The sequence below is a fragment of the Micromonospora sp. AMSO12t genome (assembly GCF_008806585.1).
GTDB classification, from domain to species: domain Bacteria; phylum Actinomycetota; class Actinomycetes; order Mycobacteriales; family Micromonosporaceae; genus Micromonospora; species Micromonospora reichwaldensis.
Genome location: NZ_WAAS01000087.1, coordinates 1 through 24,417 on the forward strand (window position 1 = coordinate 1; position 24,417 = coordinate 24,417).

At 70.9% G+C, this 24,417-nt stretch carries 19 protein-coding genes; 14 read left to right on the top strand and 5 right to left on the bottom strand.

Annotated features, from left to right (window positions below):
* Window positions 1–851 precede the first annotated feature (851 nt).
* Both F6X68_RS15365 and F6X68_RS15370 read right to left on the bottom strand, forming a co-directional pair.
* Window positions 852–1,397, bottom strand: a complete 546-nt coding sequence (locus F6X68_RS15365) for a GNAT family N-acetyltransferase (protein WP_151454920.1) — start codon at window positions 1,395–1,397, stop codon at window positions 852–854.
* Window positions 1,398–1,411: 14 nt separating this feature from the next.
* Window positions 1,412–2,692: a hypothetical protein gene (locus F6X68_RS15370; protein ID WP_225852224.1), complete on the bottom strand. Its 1,281-nt coding sequence runs from the start codon at window positions 2,690–2,692 to the stop codon at window positions 1,412–1,414.
* Window positions 2,693–3,653: 961 nt separating this feature from the next.
* Here F6X68_RS15370 and F6X68_RS15380 point away from each other — a divergent pair.
* From F6X68_RS15380 to F6X68_RS15430, 10 genes are all read left to right on the top strand, one after another.
* A complete protein-coding gene (locus F6X68_RS15380) occupies window positions 3,654–3,962 on the top strand; it encodes a DivIVA domain-containing protein (RefSeq protein WP_225852225.1) in 309 nt (102 codons plus the stop codon).
* Window positions 3,963–3,999: 37 nt separating this feature from the next.
* A complete protein-coding gene (locus tag F6X68_RS15385; protein ID WP_151454922.1) occupies window positions 4,000–4,731 on the top strand; it encodes a GntR family transcriptional regulator in 732 nt (243 codons plus the stop codon).
* Window positions 4,732–4,834: 103 nt separating this feature from the next.
* Window positions 4,835–5,272, top strand: a complete 438-nt coding sequence (locus tag F6X68_RS15390; RefSeq protein ID WP_101413794.1) for a hypothetical protein — start codon at window positions 4,835–4,837, stop codon at window positions 5,270–5,272.
* Window positions 5,273–5,437: 165 nt separating this feature from the next.
* Window positions 5,438–5,665, top strand: a complete 228-nt coding sequence (locus tag F6X68_RS15395) for a hypothetical protein (protein ID WP_225852226.1) — start codon at window positions 5,438–5,440, stop codon at window positions 5,663–5,665.
* A complete protein-coding gene (locus F6X68_RS15400; protein ID WP_151454923.1) occupies window positions 5,656–7,092 on the top strand; it encodes an FtsK/SpoIIIE domain-containing protein in 1,437 nt (478 codons plus the stop codon). Before F6X68_RS15395 ends, F6X68_RS15400 begins: the two co-directional genes overlap by 10 nt.
* Entirely contained in the window at window positions 7,089–7,790 is a 702-nt protein-coding gene (locus F6X68_RS15405) for a DUF2637 domain-containing protein (protein ID WP_151454924.1), read from the top strand. Before F6X68_RS15400 ends, F6X68_RS15405 begins: the two co-directional genes overlap by 4 nt.
* Window positions 7,787–9,568, top strand: a complete 1,782-nt coding sequence (locus tag F6X68_RS15410) for a replication initiator (RefSeq protein ID WP_151454925.1) — start codon at window positions 7,787–7,789, stop codon at window positions 9,566–9,568. Before F6X68_RS15405 ends, F6X68_RS15410 begins: the two co-directional genes overlap by 4 nt.
* A gap of 17 nt (window positions 9,569–9,585) precedes the next feature.
* On the top strand, window positions 9,586–9,879 hold the full coding sequence (locus F6X68_RS15415; RefSeq protein ID WP_225852227.1) for a helix-turn-helix domain-containing protein: 294 nt from the start codon (window positions 9,586–9,588) through the stop codon (window positions 9,877–9,879).
* Window positions 9,880–9,890: 11 nt separating this feature from the next.
* On the top strand, window positions 9,891–11,309 hold the full coding sequence (locus F6X68_RS34245; protein ID WP_225852228.1) for a site-specific integrase: 1,419 nt from the start codon (window positions 9,891–9,893) through the stop codon (window positions 11,307–11,309).
* A gap of 173 nt (window positions 11,310–11,482) precedes the next feature.
* Window positions 11,483–12,289, top strand: coding sequence for an HAD family phosphatase (locus F6X68_RS15430; RefSeq protein WP_151454927.1), 807 nt, complete (start codon window positions 11,483–11,485; stop codon window positions 12,287–12,289).
* 116 nt (window positions 12,290–12,405) lie between these two features.
* Here the strand turns inward: F6X68_RS15430 and F6X68_RS15435 are convergent, their stop codons facing one another.
* On the bottom strand, window positions 12,406–13,152 hold the full coding sequence (locus tag F6X68_RS15435; RefSeq protein ID WP_151454928.1) for an oxidoreductase: 747 nt from the start codon (window positions 13,150–13,152) through the stop codon (window positions 12,406–12,408).
* A gap of 255 nt (window positions 13,153–13,407) precedes the next feature.
* Here F6X68_RS15435 and acs point away from each other — a divergent pair, with 255 nt between their 5' ends.
* From acs to F6X68_RS15455, 4 genes are all read left to right on the top strand, one after another.
* Window positions 13,408–15,372, top strand: coding sequence for an acetate--CoA ligase (gene acs, locus F6X68_RS15440; RefSeq protein WP_151454929.1), 1,965 nt, complete (start codon window positions 13,408–13,410; stop codon window positions 15,370–15,372).
* 266 nt (window positions 15,373–15,638) lie between these two features.
* Window positions 15,639–18,428 (top strand): immune inhibitor A domain-containing protein, encoded by a 2,790-nt coding sequence (locus F6X68_RS15445; RefSeq protein ID WP_151454930.1) that lies wholly within the window; start codon window positions 15,639–15,641, stop codon window positions 18,426–18,428.
* A gap of 423 nt (window positions 18,429–18,851) precedes the next feature.
* Window positions 18,852–21,248, top strand: coding sequence for an immune inhibitor A domain-containing protein (locus F6X68_RS15450; RefSeq protein WP_151454934.1), 2,397 nt, complete (start codon window positions 18,852–18,854; stop codon window positions 21,246–21,248).
* Window positions 21,249–21,455: 207 nt separating this feature from the next.
* Entirely contained in the window at window positions 21,456–22,388 is a 933-nt protein-coding gene (locus tag F6X68_RS15455; protein ID WP_132232074.1) for an alpha/beta fold hydrolase, read from the top strand.
* A gap of 1 nt (window position 22,389) precedes the next feature.
* Here the strand turns inward: F6X68_RS15455 and F6X68_RS15460 are convergent, their stop codons facing one another.
* Window positions 22,390–22,755: a hypothetical protein gene (locus F6X68_RS15460; RefSeq protein ID WP_151454931.1), complete on the bottom strand. Its 366-nt coding sequence runs from the start codon at window positions 22,753–22,755 to the stop codon at window positions 22,390–22,392.
* Window positions 22,752–24,417 (bottom strand): SseB family protein (locus tag F6X68_RS34250; RefSeq protein ID WP_225852229.1); only part of this gene is annotated, 1,666 nt, incomplete at its 5' end. The genes F6X68_RS15460 and F6X68_RS34250, both read right to left, overlap by 4 nt.

Sequence of the window (24,417 nt, forward strand, 5' to 3'; positions counted from 1 at the left end):
GGCCGGTGACATGCAGTTGTCGGGGTCACCGAGTCGGCCGACGAATCGGGATAAGGACAGCAAGCGTCGGTCTGCCGGTGAGTCAGACCAACCCGGCGACCCACCCCACCATCCTCACTGTCTGCCGTCGACCCGCCCTCCTGGGGAGCGGGCCTCACGCCCGGCCCGCCACGTCAAGCGCACCTAACGGCTTGTACGGACGTTGGCGGGTCGGGCGACGGCCCGGCCGGCTGCCGGCCCAGCACACCATCGGTCAATGGCTGTCGTTCTGCGGCGGCCCTCCGGGCTCTTCGCTCTTCGCGCCAGTCACCGGGCATCAGGCGTGACGGCCGCAGAGCGACAGCGGCGGCCGGCGCGCGCCCAAGCGGCGATGCGTGCGGCCCGTCAAGGGCCGCCTTGAAGACGTACAGAGACTCTGCGCGGCCGGCGCTACCCGCACGCTTTCCGAAGTCGCTCAACCGCAGCGAAAATGTGCTGTTCGGGACCAGGCCGGCTCGGCCGCCACTCAACACGTATGGGTCGGACAGCATCAACGAGCCCGGTGAGGTCCTCTGCAGTGGCCGGCTCGGGTAGCGCGTCAAGAGCGGCGACTGCGCTCACGGTCGCCTGATGCCGGTGGGCGTTCGTCGGAGTGTCTTGCCAGCCGGGCGAGTTCCGCCATTCCTGTACACGCTCATACACCTCGGCTGCGGCGGCTCGGATGAGGGCCGCTTGCTGGCGAAGTGTGAGTTCAGTGCGGGCGTAGCGGCGGTCGACGGGTTCCTGCGGCGGCGTGTCGGCGTCGCGCATGGCGGCGATCGTACCGGCACCATGATCAGGACCGCTCGTGCCCGGAAGCTGACGGCGAAGTCTCAGTCCGGAGTGCCGCTCCACTCCGGGGCGAGGATGGAGTAGAGCAGGGAATCGCGCCAGGCGCCGTTGGTATAGACGTGGTCGCGGAGTCGGCCTTCGTACTGCATGCCGAGCCGCTTAGCGACTGCGATCGAGGCGGCATTGTCAGGGCCGATGGCGGCGGTGATGCGGTGAAGCTTTAGCTCTCCGAAGCCGTAATCGACGATGGTGCGGGCGGCATCGGTGGCGTAGCCGTGCCCCCAGTGGTCGGCGCCGATGGCGTAGCCGAGCTTGGCGGCCTGGTGGCCGGTGAGTCCGAGGCGAGCGAAGCCGATCATCCGGTCGGAGGTGTCGGCGACGGCTAGGTAGTACTCGTTGCGCGGGGTGAGCTGCGCCCGCGCGACGGCTCCTTCAACCATGGCGACGGTGGCGGCCTGGTCGCGGCTGTCGAAGGAGAGCCATTGGGTTACTCGGTCGTCACCAACGATCGCCAAAGCGTCGGCCGCGTCATCGGGTCGCAGTTCGCGGAGGGTGATGACGCGGCCGGGGATGGTGATCGGATACATGTGCTGATGGTGCCTTATCGAGGCAGGGCGTTCGCCGGGGTGTGGGTAAAGTGCTCGATGCCGTCGATGAGTTCACGGGCGTCGTTGGCGCGGCCGGCGCGGGTGATCGCCTGATGGACGCGACGCACCGAGTGCATGATGCCGTTGATTCGCTGCTCGGCCGGAAGGTCGAGCACCGGGGCCAGGGCGTCGGCCGCGGCGTCGAGTTCGCCGTTGGTGATGCGGGCTATGGCGAGGTTGGTGTGGGAGCCGGCCTGGTCGCCGAAGGCCCATGCGGGGTCGTAGCGGTCGGAGTACGCCTGGACTGCACGCAGGGCGTAGTGCTCGGTGGGGGCGGCTTCGTCGGGGAGCCAGGCGAGGGCGTCGCTGGCGTAGTAGAGGGTGCGGGGTTGGTTGAAGGTGCAGATGCCGCCCATCTCGTCCATCTCGTCTGGGCGTACCCGCGCCCAGGTGTCCTCGGCTTCGGTGATGGCGGCCTTGGCCTGCTCGGCGTTACCGAGAGCGGCGTAGGCGCGGGCGGCGCTGACGGGTAGCCAGACGGCAGAGGTGCCGCCGGCCTGGGTGGCGTACTCGCGGCCGGCTTCGGCGTAGCGGACTGCCTCGGCGTACCTGCCGGCCCAGTAGGCGACCAGCGATTGAAGTCCGCGCAGCCATGCTTGCAGGCCGGGGTGGCCGGCCTGGTCGGCGCAGAGGACGGCGGTGCGGGCTTGCAGCATGGCGGAGTGCGGGTCGGCCATGTCGTGGGAGACCTTGGCGAGTAGGCCGCTGGTGATGCCGGCGAGGAAGTGCAGGTCGCGTGACTGTGTGGGTTGCTGGCGGCGTTCGAGCAGGGTGAACAGGGTGTCTTGCGTCTCGACCAGGTCCGGGAGGATCTGGCTGACGGGGCGTTGCGGGTAGGCCAGGGCGAGGCGCTGCACGTCCTCGGCGAGTTGGTCGATGGCGGCCGGCGAGGTGGCTTCGGCGGCGAGCATGGCGTACTGGCGGGCGCGTTGTGCGGCCATGGCGAGGAGGTTCCTTTCCGGGCCGGCGCCGGTGAGTTCGACAGCGAACTCTGGTCCCGGCGCAGGGGTCAACTGGTGGGGAGCCCAGGGGCGCTGCAATTCGTCGACTGGCTTGCCGAACATGGCCTGCAACGCGCGCCGGGTGGCGGGGGTCGATGAGGCCAGGTCCCGTTCACCGCGCGCCAGCCGCCCGAGGTGCCGCGCGCTGATCGCCGCGCGCGGGTCCATACGGGAAAACTCGTCGGCCAGCTCCTCGTACGTGCGGTCGCTCTGCTGGATGAGGTGCTCCAGCACGGTGCGAGGTTCGCGGCGTTCTCGGGCCATCGTCGATGCCTTTCTGATGGGCTGTCTCCACGCTCGCCGTGTGAGGTCCTGAACTCAATGCAGGTCCTCGTGGTGTCCGCTAGATGTCCGCCAGAGGTGCTGATTCGGTCCTCGATCGGTCGTCTGAACCGGGTGTTGTATCTCCACCATGGACACGTCACCCACCGCAATTGTGCACGTACAAGCCGCTGACGTGTGCGGACCGAACCGGCGTAAGGCGGTGCGGCACCACGGGGCCCCGGGTGTCAGCGCGGTCGCGGGTGGCGGCGCCCGGGTCCTTCGCTGCGTGGACGGAGCACGCCCGCCGTCGGGACCGCGCCTGGTGTCGCCGGCCGCGGTTGCCTGCCCTGCGTGTGAGGGGCGGGGCTGGAAGATGGCGAGCCCTCGACGCTCCCTACGGGTGCCCAGCGATCCGACCCGGTTGCAGCGGCGGGACTGCCCGGATTGCACCGGCACCGGGAGGCAGGCGCGGCCTGTGGTGACGGCTGCCGTAGGGCTCGCGTCCTGAGCAGGGCACCGGGGCGGGTGCCGGCAGGCCATCGCGGTGTCGGCCCGTGGCCAAAGCCCGCCCGCCTCGGTGCCCATCCACTCCACGGAGGGCTGATGAAACCGAAGCCTGGCGATGTGGTCCGTGTGGGCGGCAGGGCGTCGGTGCAGTTCGGTGGGGATCGGGCTTTGGTCTTCCGCGTGATCAAGGTCTGCGACAAGCCGACGTACCACGGGTGGGTCTGGTTGACCGGCTACGTCCTCGACCGCGCCGGTAAGGCGGTGGACCGCCGAGAGATCTACGTGCAGCACGACGGCCTACGGCTGATCGGCGCCGTCGCAACAGCGGACGCACAGCGCCTTACGCAACCTACGAGCCGAGCGGAGCGGCAGAGGCCGCGCAGGACGGCAAGAACGACGGTCTGAACGTTGACAGGAGGCTACGGTGACCACCTTCGCCGTGGGAGTGTTCCGGGCGGCATCACGATTGGTACGGCTGCACCCGGATCAGGTGAGGCGCTTCCGGTTCCGGCGTGCCCGGATCGGACGGCGTGGACTCGACGAAGATCAGGTGTACGCCTTCGTCCGGGCGGTCGTCGACGATCTGACCGCCCGGGAGGCGGCGGAAGTGAGCCTCCGCGACGAGAATGTGCGACTGAAGCGCGCGCTACGTGATTGGAAGAGCAGCGTCGCACGCAGTGCTGCCCGGCAGGTCAATGCGGGCCGATGGACAGAACCTGAGCAGCGCAGATAGCCTGTTGACAAGCTGAGTTGTCGTCTGGGGTGAAACGGTGCCGATCGAAGTTGCGCCGCCGAAGTACGTGGTGATCGTCAACGCGGTGCAACAACGCATCCAGGACGGCACCTACCCGCCAGGCTCGATGCTGCCCAGCGAAACGGAACTGATCCGCGAGTTCGGCGCATCCCGGCCCGTCGTCGTCAGAGCCCTTGATCTGCTGCGGCAGGACGGCTGGATCGACAGCCGGCAGGGCAAAGGCCGCTTCGTCCTGGGGCGGCCCGCCGGCGCCAATCATCGGGAGCGTGAACGCCGGTACGGGGTGCTGGAAGACGACGAGCGGGCCGGCTCCACCCTGCTCGCCGCCGGGGAGGTATCTGCTCCGCCCCGAGCCGCGGCAGCCCTGGGCCTGGAACCGGGCACAGTGGTGGTCGCTCGTCGCCGTCTGATCGCCATCGACGGCCTCGGCCCGGTCGAACTTGGTACCGCCTTCCTGCCCGCCGATTTCGCCACCGGTACTGGCGTGGCCGGCACGGATGCCCTCCCCGAAGGGCTGCTTCGGCATGTGGCGGCCCGCAAGCGGGTCCGGTTCGATCACGTCGCCGAGCGGATCTCGGCTCGTCTGCCCGACGACGAAGAGGCGCGGCTCTTGCAGATCGCCGCCGACGATCCCGTACTCACGGTGCTCCTGTCTGTCTGCGACCGGACCGGAAAGCCGCTGCTAGCCGTAGATCTCTTGCTGCCTGCCCGCCGGCACGACCTGGAAGACGTCTATCCACTCGACTGATCCAGGTAGATACACCACTTGACAAGTCAAGTTGCCGGCACCTACCTTCGATCCCACTTAACAAGTCAACTGGTTGAGTTGACTAGACGTTGGAGGTCGTCTGATGGTTCCGATGACGTTGAAGGTGCCGGTCCCGTCCGAGTACGTGTTCCCCGCCGGGGCTCTCTGCCTCGGGGTGTCGCCGCAGATCGATTTTGAGCGGCGTGGTGAGGCGGACAACCAGGCGCGGGACAAGGAGACCGGGGAGCGAGTCTGGGTGGTGCGGGTCATGGACCTGGACCCCGAGGCGGGGAAGTTCGGTCGGTCGACCGAGGTGAAGGTCAAGGTGGTCGCTGGGCAGCAGCCGGTACCGCCGCCGTCGACGGTTCCGGGTTACCCGCCGGCAGTGGAGTTCGAGGGCCTGACCCTCACCCCGTATGTGGATTCACAGCGGTGCAAGCCTGGCCGCTCGTCGGGTGACTGCCGCTCCCGCATGGCGTACTCGCTGCGGGCTACCGCGATCCGGCCGGCGTCGAGCATGCCGGGTTCGGTGGCGGCCTGACTGGTCGCTGTTTGGCGCGCGGGGCGGGTCGTTTCCCCGCCAAGAGTCCCGACCCGTCCCGCGCTCTCCCCATCCCTCACGTGTGAAGGAGGGCGTGATGCCCACCGTAGTTCCCCCTGCCCTGAACTGCTCTGAGGGCCACTACTCGTCGGGGTGGTGGTCCTGATGTCCCGCACCCGCATGGTCGACCTGCGCCACGCCTACCGGGAGGCGGAGGCGGCCCTCCGGTCCGTGCTGCGGTTGCCGCCGGCTGCGGCGCGGGTGTGCGCGATCCGCTGCCCCCGCTGCCAGGAGTGGGTCAAGCCGCGCCGGTTCGACCTGCGCCGCATGTCGTGCCGCTCGTGCATCGCCACCCTGGCCCGCCCTGGCAGGGGTGGTGACCTGTGCCTCTGATCAACATCATTCCGGGCGACAAGATCCCGGTGGCGCCAATGAACGTGCGCCTACCGGCGTGGCGGGTCCCGGGTTGGCTGCTGGTGTTCTGGTGGCTGGCCCGGGGCCTGTTCCGCCTCACCGTGCTGGCGGTGCGGTACTGGTGGCTCACCACCCCGACCGTGGCCGCTCTGTGGGTGCGGGCTGAGTATGGCGGCCGGGTCCTGGCCGGCGTCGTCCTGGCGGTCGCCGTCGGCTGCGGGGCCTGGTGGCGGTGGCACCCGTCGTCGTGGCTGCGCTTCGGCTGGTACCCGATCGTCGGCCGGGTCCGTGCGTTGGTGGTCTACCGACGGCGGTGGGCATCGGTGATGGCGACGTGTGGGCTGGCGACGGTTTTCGCCGGTGACCGGTACGTGCCGCAGCTTCTCAAGGTGCGCTGTGACCGTTACGGCGATGAGCTGACTGTCCGGATGCTGCCGGGGCAGATCCCGGACGACTGGGGGCAGGCTGCGGAACGCCTCGCCTACGCCTTCCGCCTCCGTCAGGGTCAGGCCCGCTCGACGGTCCGCCCGGATCGGGTGGTGATCCGATTTCTGCGCCGTGACCCCTTGGCCGGCACCGTGGCGCCCCTGCCAACGACCGAGGTGCCAGACCTGGACGGGTTGACGCTCGGTGTGTGTGAGGACGGGCAGCCCTATCGGCTGCGGTTGACGGGCTCGCATGTGCTGATTGCGGGGGCGACAGGCTCGGGCAAGGGCTCGGTGCTGTGGTCGCTGATCCGCGCCCTGGCCGGCGGCGTGCGGTCGGGGTTGGTGGAGCTGTGGGCGTTCGACCCCAAGGGCGGCATGGAGTTGGCGGCCGGGGTGCCACTGTTCGCCCGGTTCTCCTACGACGACCCCGACGGCATGGCCGGCGTCCTGGAAGAGGCCGTCAAGCGGATGCGGCTGCGGGCGGCCCGGCTGCGCGGGGTCGCCCGCCAGCACACGCCGACGCCGGACGAGCCGCTGATCGTCCTGGTGGTCGACGAGCTGGCGGCGTTGACGGCGTACATCACCGATCGGAAGGTCCGCGACCGGATCAAGGAAGCCCTCGGCCTGCTGCTGTCCCAGGGGCGTGCGGTCGGCGTGCACGTGGTCGCCGCACTTCAAGATCCGCGCAAGGACGTGCTGCCGTTTCGGGACCTGTTCCCGACCCGCATCGGGCTGCGGCTGACCGAGCCAGAGCAGGTGGACATGGTCCTCGGCGACGGCGCCCGCGACCGGGGAGCCTTCTGCGATCGCATCCCCGAATCGACACCCGGTGTGGGATTCGTCGTCCTCGACGGCGTTCGCGAACCCGTCCGGGTCCGGTTCGCCTACCTCACCGACGACGACATCCGCCAACTCGGCCGCGACTACCGGCGGCTCTGCGACGACACCGACAACGACGAGCAGGAGGTGACCCGGTGAAGGCCAACGCGGATCGGGTGGAGGGCGTGGTCCTGGTGCTCATCGTCCTCACCGTGGGCGGGCTGGCCGGGGCTGCGTCGTTCACCCACGTCCACGACTGGACCATGGCCAACTCCCCGACCGATACCGGGGACTGGTTCGGCTGGGCCAACGCCGCCATCTCCGAACTCCTCCCCTTAGCGGCGCTGCTGACGATCCGGCGGCGGCGCCGCACCGGCGGGTCGGTCGGGTACCCGATGTTCCTGCTCGTCTGCGCCGTCGCCCTGTCCCTGTCGGCGCAACTCGCTGTGGCCAAGCCGGGCGTGTCCGGGTGGCTGCTGTCAGCCGTGCCGGCGCTGGCCTTCCTCGGCCTGTCCAAGCTCGTCTTCTCCACCACCCCCACCGTCTCGGCCGCGGTGCCCGTCGACAAGCCGGCAGACGCCAACGAGTGGGGCGACGTCCCGCCCGGCTACAACCCGGCCGACGACCGACCGCCCTTCGACGTCGCCGACGAGGACCAGGCGGTGCCCGTCGCCGCCGTCGACGAGGGCCAGTCGGCGAACGTCGCCGTGGAGGGCACCGACGAGCAGCCTCGCCCGGCGGCTCTCCGCCCGGTTCCCGTGGTGCCGGTGGAGCGGCGGCCAGGACTGGTGCCCGTACCGGCGGCGGCGTTCGCGCCCCGCAACGGCAGCACCTTCGGCGGGGAGCGTGACCGATGAGCCAACTCGAACTCGTCCCCACGACTCCCGTCGAACAACCCCGCCCGGGATCGCGCGCGGACCGAATGCGCAAGCCCCTCGCCAAGGACGCGCTCAAGCAACTCGCCGAACAGAACGGCGTCTGCGTCCGCCCCCTCGCCCTGCGCCGCACCGACACCGCCACCGGCCTGACCGAGGTGGTGGAGGTGCCCTGCGGGGCGACTCTCGCTGTCAAGTGCAAGCCGTGCGCGGAGCGGGGCCGGCGGCTGCGCATTCAGCAGATCCGGGAGGGCTGGCACCTCGCCGACGAACCCGCCGTCCGCCCCGACCAACCCGGTGAAGACGTCCTCGCCCTCGTACGGGTCCGGGCACACCTAGAGTTCGAACGCGAAGCGCTGCACTACCAGCCGATGACCCCCGACGAACGGGCCGCGCAGATCGCCGACGTGGACGCCGCCATCGCGGAGCTGGACGAAGCCCTCGCCGAAACCAGCCTGCGCGGCCACCTCACCCCGAAAGAGCGCGACGAGCGGCCCCGCCGCAAGCGGTCGACCCGGCGGCGGCAAGACTCCCCAGACCTGCCACGCCTGCCCGTCGACCCACGCACGGTCGGCCGCGCCTACTCGGGTAAGGCAGGCAAGACGCACCGGCCGTCGATGCTCGTCACGCTCACCCTGGGCTCGCACGGGCCGGTGCACTCCCACCTGCGGCGCGGCGCCTACGTCGCCCCCTGCGAATGCGGCCAGCGCCACGGCCCGTATGACGACGTGCTCGGCACCCCCGTCGACCCGGCCAGCTACGACTACCGGCGCGCGGCCCTGGATGCGATCCACTTCGCGCGGGTCCTCGACCGGTGGTGGCAGAACGTCCGCCGCGCCGCCGGCTGGAACGTCCAGTACGCCGGCGCGGTGGAGCTGCAACGGCGGCTCGCCCCACACGCGCACTTCGCCATCCGCGGCACCCTGCCCCGGCGCCTGCTCAAGCAGATCGCGGCGGCCACCTACCACCAGGTGTGGTGGCCGCCCTTCGACGAGCTGGCCTACCCGGTCGACAAGCCCCCGGTCTGGGACGTCGACCGACAGGCGTACGTCGACCCGAAGACCCGCGAGCCGCTGCCCACCTGGGGTGAAGCCCTCGACGCCCTGGAGGAGCCCGACAGCCGACCCGCCTACGTCGCCCGGCTCGGCCGGATTGACGCCCGGGGCATCGAGCAGGGAACCAAGGATGCGGAACGGTCCGTCCGGTACGTGACGAAGTACGTCACCAAGGACCTGACCGACCAGGCCAAGCCACGTTCCGACGCGCAAAAGGCGCACTTCGACCGCCTCCACGCGGAACTGGCCGTGCTGCCGTGCTCGCCGACGTGCGCCAACTGGCTGCTCTACGGCGTCCAGCCCGACGGCGTCAAGGCCGGCTTGACCCCCGGCCGCTGCACCGGGAAGGTCCACCAACGCTCCACCCTCGGCTTCACCGGCCGACGTGTCCTCGTCTCGCGGCAGTGGTCCGGCAAGACCCTCGCCGACCACCGCGCCGACAACCGGTCCTGGGTCCGCGCCATCCTCGCCGGCGGCATGGCCGACACCGAGAAGCACGACCAGGCGGCCGACGACGCGGACGGGCCGAAGCGGTACCGGTTCGAACTCGCCCGACCCGAAGACCCCGACGTGCCACCCCTGGAACACCGACTCCTGCGCGCGATATCCGCCCGCATCCGCTGGCGCGCAGACCTCGACACCGCCCGTCTACGAACAGCCGCCGCCGTTTCGGCAACCGATCAACCCGCCGCGCTCGCGGCCTGAACCCTGGGGAGGAAATCTTGTCCATCGTCGTGCCGTTCGTGCCTCGGCAGGCCGGGCCTCGTGCTGGCGAAGTCGCCCCCGGTGACTACCCGCCGCAGCCGGTCCGGGCCGTCTACACGGTCAAGGAAGTGGCCGTGATGCTGTCCCTGTCGGTCAGCTCGGCCTATGCGCTGGTCCGGGCCGGGCAGATCCCGGCCGAACGGCTGGGGCGGCGCTGGGTGGTGCCGCGTAGCCGCTTCCACGCCTGGCTGGACGGTGCCTCCGGCGGCCTTTCGGCAACGGGTACCGATGCGCCGCGCGGGGGCTGGTGATCGTGGGCTTCGTGAGCAAGACGCCGGCCGGTACGTACCGGGCGAACTGGCGGGACTCGGCCGACCGGCAGAAGGCGAAGACGTTCCGCACCAAGAAGGAGGCGAACGCGTTCCTGGCCGAGGTGGAGGGCGCGCTCAACCGGGGGACGTACGTCGACCCGCACGCGGGGCGAATGCGCTTCGGGGAGTTCGTGACGCGGTGGCTCGCCGGGCGGTCGGTGGAGGCTCGGACAGCCGAGCGGACGGACTCCATGCTGCGAGCTCACCTGCTGCCGCAGTGGGCGGACTGGCCTTTGGCAAAGATCGACTACCTGGCGGTACAGGAGTGGGTGACCAACCTTGGCCGGACGCTGGCGCCGTCGATGACGGCGAAGCACCTCGGGATGCTGTCGATGATCATGCAGACGGCGATCCGGGCGCGCCTGATCGCGGTGAACCCGTGCGAGGGGGTGCGGGTGCCGCGCAACCGCGCGCGGGAGGCTCGCGCCGGCACGATCAGCCGGGAGGCTTTCTTCGGCCGGCTGCTGCCCGCCGTGCCGGCCGAACACCGAGGGGTCGTCTGCGCCGCCGCCGGGGCGGGACTGCGCTGGGGTGAGTGCGCGGGGCTGCCGTGGGAGGCGGTCGACCTCGATCGAGGGTTGCTGCACGTCGCCCAGGTGGCGGTGGAGACCCACGGCGGGATCGTGCTGCGGGCGTACCCGAAGACTCGGGCCGGCGTGCGGACGGTGCCGATGCCGCCGTTCCTCATCGACGAGCTGCGTCGGCGGCGCGGAGCCGCGGTGCCGGACGGGCGGGCGTTGGTCTTCGCCGACCGGGACGGCGGGCCGCAGCGGCGGTCGAACTTCCGGCGGCGGGTGTGGCTGCCGTCGTTGGTGCGGGCCGGGCTGCTCGGTCGGGTGGCCGAGGTGGTGCCGGGCCGGTGGGTGGCGTCGTGGCCGGACCGGGACGGCCGGGAGGAGCGGGCGGAGTTCGCCGACGAGGCGGCGGCGGTGGCGCACGTGGCGGCCTCGGCGTTCGGCGGGCTGCGGTTCCACGACCTGCGGCACTCGTACATCACGTGGCTGGTGACTGATGGGGTGCCGGTCAACGTGGTGCGGCGGGTGGTGGGGCACGAGAAGGCGTCAACGACGCTCAATCGTTATACGCACACCCCGGACGACTACGCCGATCGGGTCCGGCTGACGTTCGCTGACGATTCGCTGACTTTCCGCCCGGCGCCCCGCCCGACCGACCTCGGAGAGGCGCCTCTACCAGGTCGGGAGCGCTTCCGGAAAAGGGACGACCCCCGTCGGGGGGAGACGGGGGTCGTCGAAGGTTCGGCTCCGGGGGGGTCGAGCCGAACCCACTCAGCGGTCACGGGGGGTGCAACCGCCGAGGGTCTGCCTGTCGTACGAGATGTGAACACTCGTCGCATCAGCAAGTCTGCCTGAGCGAACCTGTATACGTCGAGTGGCGTCTCCTCCACTCCGTGCGAAATAATGTTCGCAGAGTGTGACCATCATCACGATGAGCGAGGGTGGCGGAGGGTCGGCCCGCAGGTCCGAGGGGTCGCCGGGCCCCGGGCACCCGCCGACCATAGACCATCCGGCTAGACTTTCGCGCCGTGGGCCGAAGTGCCGCTTTCTTCGATCTGGACAAGACCGTCATCGCCAAGTCGAGCGCCCTGGCGTTCGGTCGGCCGTTCTACCGGGACGGCCTGATCACCCGGCGTGACGTGGTCAAGTCGGCGTACGCCCAGCTGATGTTCCGGCTGGGCGGCACCGACGCGCAGACCATGGCCAGGACCAGGGACTACCTCGCCGCGCTCTGCAAGGGCTGGCAGGTGGAACAGGTCCGCCAGATCGTCGCGGAGACGCTGCACGAGCTGATCAACCCTTACGTGTACGCCGAGGCCGCCGCCCTGATCGAGCAGCACCAGGCCGCCGGCCGGGACGTCGTCCTGGTCTCCGCCTCCGGCGAGGAGATGGTCCGCCCGATCGGCGTGCTGCTCGGGATCACCGACGTGATCGCCACCCGGATGGGCGTGGTCGACGGCCGCTACAGCGGCGAGGTCGAGTTCTACGCGGCCGGCTCGAGCAAGGTCGATGCGGTCGGCGAGCTGGCCGCCGAGCGCGGCTACGACCTGGCCGACTCGTACGCCTACTCCGACTCGTACAGCGATCGGCCGCTGCTGGAGTGCGTCGGCCATCCCTCGGTGGTCAACCCGGACCGGCAGCTGCGCCGGCTCGCGGTCGAGAACTCCTGGCCGGTGCTGGAGTTCCGGCACCCGATCCCGCTGGGGCGGCGGCTGCGCGAGCGCCCGGCCGTCCCGGTCGCTGCCGCGGCGCTGGGCGTGGGTGTGGGCGTGGCCATCGGCATCGCCTGGTACGGCCGGCACCGCCGCACCCGCACCGCCCCCGCACCCGCCTGAGCCCGCCCGGCCCGGCGACCGAGCACGACCACCTGAGCCCGTCCGCCGAGCCGTGAGTCCGGCGCCCGCCCCGACCAGGCGACCGCGCGCAACCCGCAAGGCATGGACGGGCCAGCTCAGGCCGCCGCGAGGACCTCGTCGCCGATGGTGGTGAGCTGGTCCGCGCCGACCTCCACCGCCGCCATGTAGTGGCGCAGCCAGGAGCGCAGCCCGTCCGGGGTGCCGGTGGCGAAGGCGCCGGCCGAGCCGACGTACTCCGGTTCGCGCTCGTGGTGACCGACGTCCACGGCGAGCAGGCCGCGTGGGTCCAGCCCGCTGGACAGCAGCACCAGGCGGGCGGCGCCCCGGGCCACCACGCCGGACGGCCCGGCGAAGGGCCGCAGGTTCAGCAGCTCGCCGTGCACGACGGCGGCCAGCACCAGCGGCGGGACCTTCGTGCCGCCGGCGACGAGCCCCGCCAGCCCGTCCAGCCGGGCGGCGACGACCGGGTCGGCCACCGGACGGCCCAGCTCGGCCTCGTCGACGACGTCGCGGGCGGCGAGCACGTGCAGCCTGGCCAGCGCCTGCCGGGGCGCCTTCGGCCAGAGCTCGGACAGCCCGGGCAGCGCCCCGGCGACCCGCAGCGCGCCCTGCACCACCGGCTCGGTCACCGTCCCGGCGCGGACCGCCTCGCGCTCGCGGGCGTACCCCTCCAGGGCGGCGCTGGCCACCGCGGACCGGAGGCTGACCTCGGCCGCGACCTGGCCGCCGTGCCGGCGCAGCGCGCGGTGCCCCAGTGCCTGGTCGAACCGCTCGCGGGCCCGCTCCACGGCGGGGGCGACGTCGGCGAGCGCGAGCAGCGGGGCGAGCGGGTCAGCGGTCACCCCGTCACGCTATCGACTGCCCGGCGCGACCCGCCGACGAGCCGCCCGGAAGCGACCGGTGCCACCCCGCGAGCGTCCGGCCGGCGAGCCTGCCCGCACAAATGGCGCCGAGGCCGCGGCCCGCGTCGCCGTCCGGCGCGCGGTGGGGGCCGCTCGGCGCGTGTCGGCCGGACCGGCGGTCGCCCGTGCCGGCCGCCCCGACTAACCTCGTGCCCTAGAGAGACGCAGGTCACCCGAGCGACGAGGGAGTACGGCATGAGCGAGGCATTGGCCAATCTGCTGAACGAGACGCGCCAGTTCCCCCCGCCAGCCGAACTCGCCGCGAACGCCAACGTCACCGCCGACGCGTACGCGGACGCGGACGCCGACCGGTTGGCGTTCTGGGAGCGGCAGGCCGGGCGGCTGACCTGGGCGAAGCAGTGGGACCAGGTGCTCGACTGGTCGAAGCCGCCGTTCGCGAGGTGGTTCGTCGGCGGGCAGCTCAACGTGGCGTACAACTGCCTGGACCGGCACGTCGAGGCCGGGCTGGGCGACAAGGTCGCGATCCACTGGGAGGGCGAGCCGGGCGACACCCGGACCATCACGTACGCCGACCTGCACCGGCTGACCTGTCAGGCGGCGAACGCGCTCACCGAGCTGGGCGTCACCGCCGGCGACCGGGTGGCGATCTACCTGCCGATGGTGCCGGAGGCGGCGGTCGCGATGCTGGCCTGCGCGCGGATCGGCGCCACGCACAGCGTGGTCTTCGGCGGCTTCTCGGCCGACGCCCTGACCAACCGGATCCAGGACGCCAGCGCGAAGGTGGTGATCACCGCCGACGGCGGCTACCGCCGGGGCAAGCCGTCGGCGCTGAAGCCGACCGTGGACGAGGCGGTGGCGAACTGCCCGTCGGTCGAGCACGTGCTGGTGGTGCGCCGCACCGGCGAGGAGGTGGCCTGGTCGGGCAAGGACCGCTGGTGGCACGAGACGGTCGAGACCGCCCCGGCCGAGCACGCCGCGCAGCCGTTCGACGCCGAGCACCCGCTGTTCATCCTCTACACCAGCGGCACCACGGCCCGCCCGAAGGGCATCCTGCACACCACCGGCGGCTACCTGACCCAGACGTCGTACACGCAGCACGCGGTCTTCGACCTGAAGCCGGAGACCGACGTCTACTGGTGCACCGCCGACATCGGCTGGGTGACGGGGCACTCCTACATCGTCTACGGCCCGCTCTCCAACGGCGCCACCCAGGTGATGTACGAGGGCACCCCGGACACCCCGCACAAGGGCCGGTTCTGGGAGATCGTCGACAAGTACAAGGTCAGCATCCTCTACACCGCCCCGACGCTCATCCGCACGATGATGAAGTGGGGCGAGGACATCCCGGCCGGTTACGACCTGTCCTCGCTGCGGCTGCTGGGCAGCGTGGGTGAGCCGATCAACCCCGAGGCGTGGATGTGGTACCGGCAGCACGTCGGCGGGGGTGCGCTGCCCATCGTGGACACCTGGTGGCAGACCGAGACCGGGGCGATCATGATCTCGCCGCTGCCGGGCGTGACGGCGACCAAGCCCGGCTCCGCGATGACGCCGCTGCCCGGGATCGTCGCCGACGTGGTCGACGACCAGGGCCAGTCGGTGCCGAACGGCGGCGGTGGCTACCTGGTGCTGCGCGAGCCGTGGCCGTCGATGCTGCGCACCATCTGGGGCGACGACGACCGGTTCATCGAGACGTACTGGTCGCGGTTCGAGGGCATGTACTTCGCCGGGGACGGGGCGAAGAAGGACGACGACGGGCACATCTGGCTGCTGGGCCGCGTCGACGACGTGATGCTGGTGTCCGGGCACAACATCTCCACCACCGAGGTGGAGTCGGCGCTGGTCTCCCACCCGTCGGTGGCCGAGGCGGCGGTGGTCGGCGCGACCGACCCGACCACCGGGCAGGCCATCGTCGCGTTCGCCATCCCGCGCGGCACCACGGACATCGCTGGCGACGCTGGCGAGAAGCTGATCGCCGAGCTGCGCAACCACGTGGCGAAGACGCTCGGCCCGATCGCCAAGCCCCGGCAGATCATGCTGGTGCCGGAGCTGCCGAAGACCCGCTCGGGCAAGATCATGCGCCGGCTGCTGCGCGACGTGGCGGAGAACCGCTCGCTCGGCGACGTCACCACGCTCCAGGATTCGTCCGTGATGGACCTGATCTCGTCCGGCATGGGCGGCGGCAAGTCCGACGAGGACTGACGCAGGCGTACGCCCCGATGGGTGGCGGTCCCACGCGGACCGTCACCCATCGTCGTTTCTTACGGGTGTGCGACCGACCGGATGCGCGCTGTCACATCGGTCGGTCGGGTGAGCCGAGTGAAGCTGAACGGCCACAGGGAGACGTCGACCCCTGTCGTTCCCCTGTTTTCTGTTCTAGGTTCACGCTCGTCGGGTCGGTTCGATGGACGTCGCATCGATGAAGGCCGACCGGCTCCCTCCTCCCCATGCCCGAGAAACGGAGCGGCATGAACAGAAACCCGCAATCCGGGTCGCGTCGACGCCTGCTCGTCGCGCTGCCCGCCATCGCCCTCGCCGCCTCGTCACTGACCGTGACCGGCGGCGCGGCGGCGGCGGAGCCCGGCCCCGCCCGAGCCACGATCGGGGCGGACGAGCACTACATCAACTACGCCGAGCCCGCCGTCCAACCGGACAGCAGCGGCCGTGAGGTCAAGGGCAAGGGCGGCGTCTACGCCCCGGCGGTCGAGGACGCGCGCGCGTACGACCGCAAGTACGCCCGCGGCAACCCGGTCGCCGCCGGGCAGCTCGCGAAGCACGAGGCCAAGTCGATCATGACGGGCAAGAGCCCGCGGCAGATCAAGAAGGCCCCGAGCACCCAGACCGCCAAGCTGCTGACCCTGCTGGTGGAGTTCAACGACCAGGCCAACGACGACTTCACCGGCGTCATGGTTCCCAGGACGGTCTTCGAGGACCGGACCTGCGTCCCCGGCACCGTGCAGAACGGGCCGAGGCACAACAAGATCCCGAACCCGGCGAACCTGCCGCACGAGGACAACAACTCGATGTGGGTGCCGGACTTCTCGCCCACCCACTACGACAAGATGCTCTATTCGAAGAAGGGCATCACCGAGCGGGTCCGCAAGGACCTGAAGGGCCCCGACGGCAGGCGGGGCGTCGACCTGACCGGCCGCACGATGCACAACATGTACCTGGAGATGTCCAAGGGCGCGTACACGGTCGACGGGCAGGCCAGCCCGTGGGTCACCGTGCCGCACTCCGAGGGCTGGTACGCGGCCTCGCGCTGCTTCCAGGACGAGAACGGCAACTGGGTCCCCGGCCGCCAGCAGTCGATGAACGGCCACCCGGACAACCCGCAGGGCGCGGGCCGGCTCGCCACCGACGCGATCGGCGCCCTCGCGCAGGCGGACCCGAACTTCCCGTGGGCCGACTACGACATCGAGGACCAGGGCGACCGCGACGGCGACGGCAACCTCTTCGAGCCGGACGGCGTGATCGACCACCTGGTGCTGGTGCACGCCGGGCAGGGCAAGTCCCGCGGCGGCGGCGCCGAGGGCACGTACGCCGTCTGGGCGCACTCGTCGACGGTCACCGGCGGCTACACCATCCCCGGCACCAACCTCCAGGTCTCGAACTACATCGTGCAGCCGGAGGACGCCGGCGTCGGCGTCTTCGCCCACGAGTTCGGCCACGACCTGGGCCTGCCGGACCTCTACGACACCTCCGGCAACGCCGACTCCGACGTCGACTTCTGGGACCTGATGGCCTCGGGCTCGCACTCGGGTGAGATCTTCCAGGCGCTGCCGACGCACATGGGCCTGTGGGACAAGTGGGTGCTCGGCTGGGCCGACCCGCTGACCTTCGCGCCCGGCTCGAAGCCGCGTGCCGTCCAGCTCGGCCAGACCTCGCGGACCCCGCGCGGCACCGAGGACGGCATCAAGGTCGACCTGCCGGACAAGGTGATCACGCTGGCGACGCCGCACAGCGGCGCGAACATGTGGTACTCGGGCGCCGACCAGGACTGGGCGGACGTCAAGATCACCCGTCAGGTGGCCGTGCCGGCGGCGGCCGACGCGAAGTTCTGGATGTGGAACAACTACGTCATCGAGGCCGACTGGGACTTCGGCTTCGTCGAGCTCTCCACCGACGGCGGCGCCACCTGGACCGAGCAGAAGGTCTACGACGCGGCCGGCAACCTCGTCACCACGAACGACGGCTACGCCGACCCGAACGGCCGGATGGTGGACTTCGGCAACAAGAAGTACGGCCTGACCGGTGACACGCACGGCTGGCGGCACGACTACGTCGACCTGTCGGCACACGCCGGGCAGACCGTGCAGGTCCGGCTCCGCTACGCCACGGACGAGGCGTTCGCGGAGCGCGGCTGGTTCGCCGACGACTTCTCGGTGACCGGCGGCGGCGCCACCACGTGGAGCGACGACGTCGAGGGCGGGGCGAACGGCTGGACGGCGACCGGCGGCAGCTTCGTCGACACCACCGGCCAGGGCTGGCACATCGACACCGGCACCTCGACCCAGGCGCACTACTACCTGGCCGAGTGGCGCAACTTCGACGGCTTCGACAAGGGCCTCAAGTACACCTACGACACGATCTACTCGCGCGACGCGTGGAAGGTCGACCGGGTCTCCTACAACGCCCCGGGCATGCTGGTCTGGTACCGGGACACGGAGCGGGGCGACGTCAACCACACCACGGCGCAGATGACCGCGCTGCCCAGCTACGGCGCCAAGGGCGGTCTGCTGATCGTCGACTCGCACTTCGACCCGTACCGCCGCAAGGGTGAGGCGGCCGTGAAGGACCCGTCGGTGCTGGACAACCTGCCCAGCCGCCCGCAGTCCGCGAACGCGGCCTTCTCGCTGAAGCCCACGTACCCCTTCAAGGAGTGCCTGGAGGCGGCGGACGAGCCGTACAGCGAGTACTGCACCAGCTTCGGTCCGCAGGCGCCCGTGAAGGGCTTCACCGACGCGAAGACCTGGTACCCGGGCATCGAGATGCGTGACGGCTCGCCGTACGCGCGGGACAACGACGCCTCCGTGGTCATCCCGTCGAAGGGCAACGCGCCGTACACGACCCGGGTCACCAACCCGGACGGTACGCCGGCGACGTCCTACTACGGGGTCAGCCTGGGCAGCGGCATCGTGCTGGGCACCGGGAACCCCGGCGACCAGGGTGTGTCCTACGGCGTCACCATCACCATCAAGCGCGCCGCCCGGGACAACTCGTACGCCACGGTGTACGTCACCCCCGCGAGGAACTGACCCCAGGGTCGGCCGAACGGAAAACGGGTGGGGCCCGTCCGGAGAGCATCCGTGCTCGCCGGGCGGGCCCCGCCGCGTGTACACGTCGCCGACGGTCGTAAAGGCCCACCGGACCACCCGTGGGACGGCCGACGGGCACGTCGCCGCCCACTTTTCCGTTACGCGATCACGCTTATCGAAAACCGTCTCTTTGTTCCCAGGTGGGGCCGTTCGCGCTGCTCACCGTGTTGGTGAACGGCCGGGATGTGACGGTGAAAAGCATTCCCAACAAAACTTTGCAACAAATCGACGCACGCATCTTCCCACCGGTCACACGAGTGTCTATGTTCACCATTGGTCCCACTAGTGGGATCGGTAGCACCGGCCCGTACCCCCGTTGGGCCGGTTCCCTCAAACCGGAGGTACCACGTGCGCAAAGTCGCAGTGGGTCTGCTCGGGCTTTCGCTGACGGCGACGGGACTGGCGTTCGGTTCGTCCGCCACCGCCGCGCCGCAGCCGAAGTTGCCGACGGCCGCTCCGTCGGTCGCCGAGCCAGCCCATGTCGACCACGACCTGCCGAACCCGCTGGAGGACAAGCGTCGCGCCCTGCGCCAGGAGGGCCTGAGCGACGTCCTCTCCGGCCGGGCCAAGCCGCAGAAGGTCAACGGCAGCACGGTCGTCAAGGTCGGCAAGACCCAGGCCGAGGGGGCTGCCGCCCGCTCGACCCGGGCCAACGCCGCCACCCAGACCGAGGACCAGTACGTCGAGCTCTCCCGGGAGAAGACGGACCGGATCTTCGTCATCCTCGCCGAGTTCGGCAACGAGCGGCACCCGAGCTACCCGGACCAGGACACCGACCCGGACACCGCGGGTCCGACCCGGTTCGACGGGCCGCTGCACAACGAGATCCCCCAGCCCAACCGGGCGGTGGACAACTCCACGGTGTGGCAGGCGGACTACAACGCCGACTACTACCGCAAGCTCTACTTCGGCACCAACCCCGGTGACGAGTCGGTGAAGCAGTACTACGAGGCCCAGTCCTCGGGTCGCTACAGCGTCGACGGCACCGTCACCGACTGGGTGAAGGTGAAGTACAACGAGGCTCGCTACGGCCGCTCCGGCGGCTACCCGTGCGCCTCGAACGTCTGCACCAACACCTGGGCGCTGGTCCGCGACGCCGCCAACCAGTGGGTCGCCGACCAGAAGGCCGCCGGCCGCACCGACGCCCAGATCACCGCCGACCTCAAGGCGATGGACCAGTGGGACCGGTACGACCACGACGGCGACGCCAACTTCAACGAGCCGGACGGCTACATCGACCACTTCCAGATCGTCCACTCCGGTGGCGACGAGGCCGACGGTGACCCGCACCAGGGCGAGGACGCCATCTGGAGCCACCGCTGGTACGCCTTCGCGTCCGACCAGAACTCGACCGGCCCGGTCGGCAACCTGGCCGGCGGCACCCAGATCGGCAACACCGGCATCTGGATCGGCGACTACACCATCCAGCCGGAGAACGGCGGCCGGAGCGTCTTCTACCACGAGTACGCGCACGACCTCGGTCTGCCGGACGACTACAACGTCACCAGTGGTGGGGACAACAACAACGAGCACTGGACCCTGATGGCCCAGAGCCGGCTCGGCGCCAAGACCGACGCCGGCATCGGTGACCGTGGCGGCGACCTCGGCGCGTGGAACAAGCTCCAGCTCGGCTGGCTCGACTACGAGGTGGTCGTCGCGGGGCAGAAGCGGACCATGACCCTCGGCCCGCAGGAGTACAACAGCGACGAGGCGCAGGCCGTCGTCGTGGTGCTCCCGAAGCGTGACTACACGTTCGAGCACGGCGCGCCCTTCGAGGGCAGCAAGCAGTTCTTCTCCGGCAACGCGGACGACCTCAACAGCACGATGACCCGGACCCTGGACTTCACCGGGAAGTCGTCGGCCGCACTGTCGATGAAGGGCCGCTACAACATCGAGGCCGACTACGACTACCTGTTCTTCGAGGCGTCGCTGGACGGCGGCCAGTCCTGGGTGACCCTGCCCGGCACGGCCAACGGCCAGCCGCTCAAGGAGATCTCCGCCGGTCGCTACGCGCTGGACGGCAGCAGCGGCGGCGAGTGGGTCGACGTCAACATCCCCATGGACGTGGCGGCGGGCAAGGTCGCGCAGTTCCGGCTGCGCTACCAGACCGACGGCGGCGTCTCCGAGGGTGGCTTCTACGGTGACGCGATCACCGTGACGGCCGACGGTCAGACCGTCCTCTCCGACGGCGCCGAGACCGGTGCCGCGGGCTGGACGCTCGCTGGTGGCTTCGAGACCGCCGAGAAGAGCTACACCAAGGCGTACGACAACTACTACATCGCGGGCACCCGGCAGTACATCTCGTACGACAAGTACCTGAAGACCGGCCCGTACTTCTTCGGCTACTCGAACACCCGCCCGGACTACGTGGACCACTACGCGTACCAGGAGGGTCTGCTGATCTCCTACTGGAACACCCGCTGGGCGGACAACGACACGTTCGCGCACCCGGGTGAGGGTCGCAACCTGATCATCGACGCGCACCCGCGGCCGATCTACAACCTGACCGGCCAGCCCTGGCGGTCCCGCGTCCAGGTCTACGACGCGCCGTTCAGCCTGAAGAAGGCCGACTCGTTCACGCTGCACCTCAACAGCCAGCCGCAGTACATCCGTGGCCAGGCGGCGCAGCCGCTGTTCGACGACACCCAGCAGTACTGGTTCCCGGAGCTGCCGAACCACGGCGTCAAGCTCCCGGCCACCGGCACCAAGATCAAGGTCCTGGAGAAGGACGGCAACAACACCAAGATCCGCATCTCCTGATCGCTGATCCCGCACCACCAGCACCACGCGATGCCCGGGCAGGTCACCTGCCCGGGCATCGCCCTTTCCGCCACCCACCGACCCGACGGCCAGGCGGCACGGTGGCCCCAGCGCCGCCAGCCGGGGCGGGGAGTCCCGCGAGCGATCCCGACCACGACGTGGGTCGGCGTCGGGGGTGACCGGCACCGGGGTCCTAGGCTGTCTGCCATGACCGAGCAGCGCGGCGGGCCCGTCGACGAGTCCTGCGTCCTCACCGAGGGGCCGTGGACGCACCGGTTCGTCGGCGCCAACGGCAGTCGCTTCCACGTCGTGGAGGCCGGCACCGGCCCGATGGTGCTCTTCCTGCACGGCTTCCCCGAGCACTGGTGGGCCTGGCACGAGATGCTGCCGGCCGTCGCCGACGCCGGCTTCCGGGCCGTCGCGGTCGACCTGCGCGGCTACGGCGCCAGCGACAAGCCGCCACGTGGGTACGACGGCTACACCCTCGCGGCCGACGTCGCCGGGCTGATCCGGGCCCTCGGCGAGCGCTCCGCCACCGTGGTGGGCACCGGCGTCGGCGGCATGATCGCGTGGACGGTGGCCTCGTTCCACCCGTCGTTGGTCCGCCGGCTGGTGGTGCTCGGCGCCCCCCACCCGCTGCGGCTGCGGGCCGCGATCTTCGCCGACCCGCGCGGGCAGTTCGCCGCCGCCACGCCCACCCTGAAGTTCCAGCTGCCCCGCTACGAGCACGTGCTGACCCGCGACGACGCGGCGGCCGTCGAGGAGATGCTGCGCCGCTGGGGCGGGCCACGCTGGGTCGAGGGGCCGGGCTTCGAGGCGTACGCCCAGCGGTGCCGGGAGGCCATGCGCATCCCGCAGGCCGCGTTCTGCGCCCTGGAGGGCTACCGCTGGGCGTTCCGCTCGGTGCTCCGCCTGCACGGCTACCGCTTCGTCCGGCTGATGCAGAAGCCGCTGATCACGCCGACCCTCCAGCTGCACGGCGCGCTCGACGAGGCTTCCCTGCCGCGTACCGCCCAGGGCTCCGGCCGGTACGTGGTCGCGCCCTACGAGTGGCGGCTCCTGGACGACATCGGGCACTTTCCGCACGTGGAGGCCGGCGACCTGGTGCTGGGCGAGGTCCTGCGCTGGGCGAAGTCCTGAGTCAGACCCGCTGCTCGCGCAGGTCGGCGACCTCGGCGGCGGGCGCCCAGCCCTGGTAGACGCCGAAGTCGAAGACCTCCAGCCCCATCGCCCGGGCCACCGGCCAGCGTCCGCCCGTGTACTCCACCCGCAGCCAGCCGTCGTGCTCACCGAGGACGATGAACGGCTGCCCCTGCCAGGTGCAGGTGGTCCGCACGTACGCCAGGTCGTCGAGCTCGGTGGCCGGCAGCACCCGGACGTAGCGGCCGGGGCGGATCTCCTCGAAGCCCTCGCCCGGCTCCGGCTGGTAGAGCCGGACGTCGTCGCCGTCCGGGCTCGCCTGGTACTCCCGGCCCTTCCAGCGGGCCACGTAGCCGTCGCGCATCACTGCTCACCGACCTGTCGCCACCGCAGCGCGTCCGTGTCGAGGATGGCGACCACCCGTTCGGTGCCGTCCGCGCCGATCCGCCACAGCTGCGCGCCGTGCGGCAGCCGGGCGCTGTCCACCTTGAACTCGGCCACCACGTCGCTGCTCTCGCCCGGCGCGAACCCGTTGCCCCGGAACGGCGGGCGCTCGATGACCCAGCCCTCCATGGCCCGCATGGCGGCCTCGTTCTGCCCGCCGTACGGGATGCGGTAGAGGCTCGGCCGGTGCGCGGGCCAGCGCAGCACGTAGATCTCGCCGGCGTCGCGGGCGAAGGGGGAATCCGGGTAGCCCAGGCCGAGCGCGTCGTGCAACTGGGCCGGGGTGTTGAGGTGGGCCAGCTCGCCGGCCCGGTGCACGAAGCCGGAGACCCGGTCGTAGCCCCGCTCCAGGTAGTACGCGAGCTGGCTGGGCGCGACCGCCTTCTGCATCACGATCGGCCGCGCCGGGTCGGGCGCGGGCGGGGCGTAGCGGGGGCGGCTCACCGGTTCCTCGGCGGCGGGCGGCTCGGTCTCGATGTCGTCGCCGAGTCCCACCTCCGCCGCCCAGTTGGCCAGACCGACGATCTGCTCACCGGGCAGCTTCGCCCCGACCGGGGTGCCCGGGTTGACCGCGAACGACCAGGACTCGTCCGGCCAGCGACGGATCAACTGGACGAACTTCACCTCGATGGTCTCGACGGTCGCGTCGGTGTGGTCGGCGAGCCGCTTCGGCGAGGTGTGCACCACCACGAACGTCTCGCCGTCGAGTTCCTCCGTACGCCAGACGAAGCCGGGCTCGCCGGGCCGGCTGCCCGGCGCGGAGTCTGCCGCCACCGGCAGCAGCACGCGGGCCAGCAGCAGGGTGGACAGGAAGGTGTCGGTACTGCCGGCGCCGGCGGCGTCGAGCAGGTTCTCCTCGACCTCGTTGGCCGGCTCGAAGGCGACCGGCACGGGACCGGCACCCGACGACACGTCCGCGCTCCCGGTCAGGGGAGCGGTGACCGGCTCGTCGGCGGCCGGCGGACCGGGGTCCTCCGCCGGCCCGGCGTCGGGAACGCCCTCGTCGGTCGCGTCCCCCTGTCGGGGGGCGCCGTCCGTCGCCGGTGCGGGCGCGGCGACGCTGGTCGGCACCGTCGGATCCCCGGACCACGCGTCGGCGGGCGGCCCGGATCCGAGGGAAACGGTCGGGTCTCCGGGCCACGCCGCGTCGGCAGGCGGCCCCGGATCGAGGGACACGGTCGGGTCCAGAGACACGGTCGCGTCGCCCGACGACACGACCGGCTGCGTCCGGTCCAGGGACACCGTCGGGTCCAGAGACACCGTGGCATCGCCCGACGACACGACCGGCTGCGTCCGATCGAGAGACACGGTCGGATCCAGGGACACGGTCGCGTCACCCGACGACACAACTGGCTGCGTCCGGTCCAGGGACACCGTCGGGTCCAGGGAAACCGTCGCGTCGCCCGACGACACGACCGGCTGCGTCCGATCGAGGGACACGGTCGGATCCAGGGAAACCGTCGCGTCGCCCGACGACACGACCGGCTGCGTCCGATCCAGGGACACGGTCGGATCCAGGGAAGCGGTGGCGTCGCCGGACCACGACGGGGCGGCGGACCGCACGGTGTCGGCGGGCGACGACGGG

Excerpts from the sequence above, each read along its gene's own strand:
- F6X68_RS15365 (WP_151454920.1), bottom strand. The coding sequence starts at position 1,397 with ATGTATCCGATCACCATCCCCGGCCGCGTCATCACCCTCCGCGAACTG.
- F6X68_RS15390 (WP_101413794.1), top strand. The coding sequence starts at position 4,835 with ATGGTTCCGATGACGTTGAAGGTGCCGGTCCCGTCCGAGTACGTGTTC.
- F6X68_RS15395 (WP_225852226.1), top strand. The coding sequence starts at position 5,438 with ATGTCCCGCACCCGCATGGTCGACCTGCGCCACGCCTACCGGGAGGCG.
- F6X68_RS15410 (WP_151454925.1), top strand. The coding sequence starts at position 7,787 with ATGAGCCAACTCGAACTCGTCCCCACGACTCCCGTCGAACAACCCCGC.
- acs (WP_151454929.1), top strand. The coding sequence starts at position 13,408 with ATGAGCGAGGCATTGGCCAATCTGCTGAACGAGACGCGCCAGTTCCCC.
- F6X68_RS15445 (WP_151454930.1), top strand. The coding sequence starts at position 15,639 with ATGAACAGAAACCCGCAATCCGGGTCGCGTCGACGCCTGCTCGTCGCG.
- F6X68_RS15455 (WP_132232074.1), top strand. The coding sequence starts at position 21,456 with ATGACCGAGCAGCGCGGCGGGCCCGTCGACGAGTCCTGCGTCCTCACC.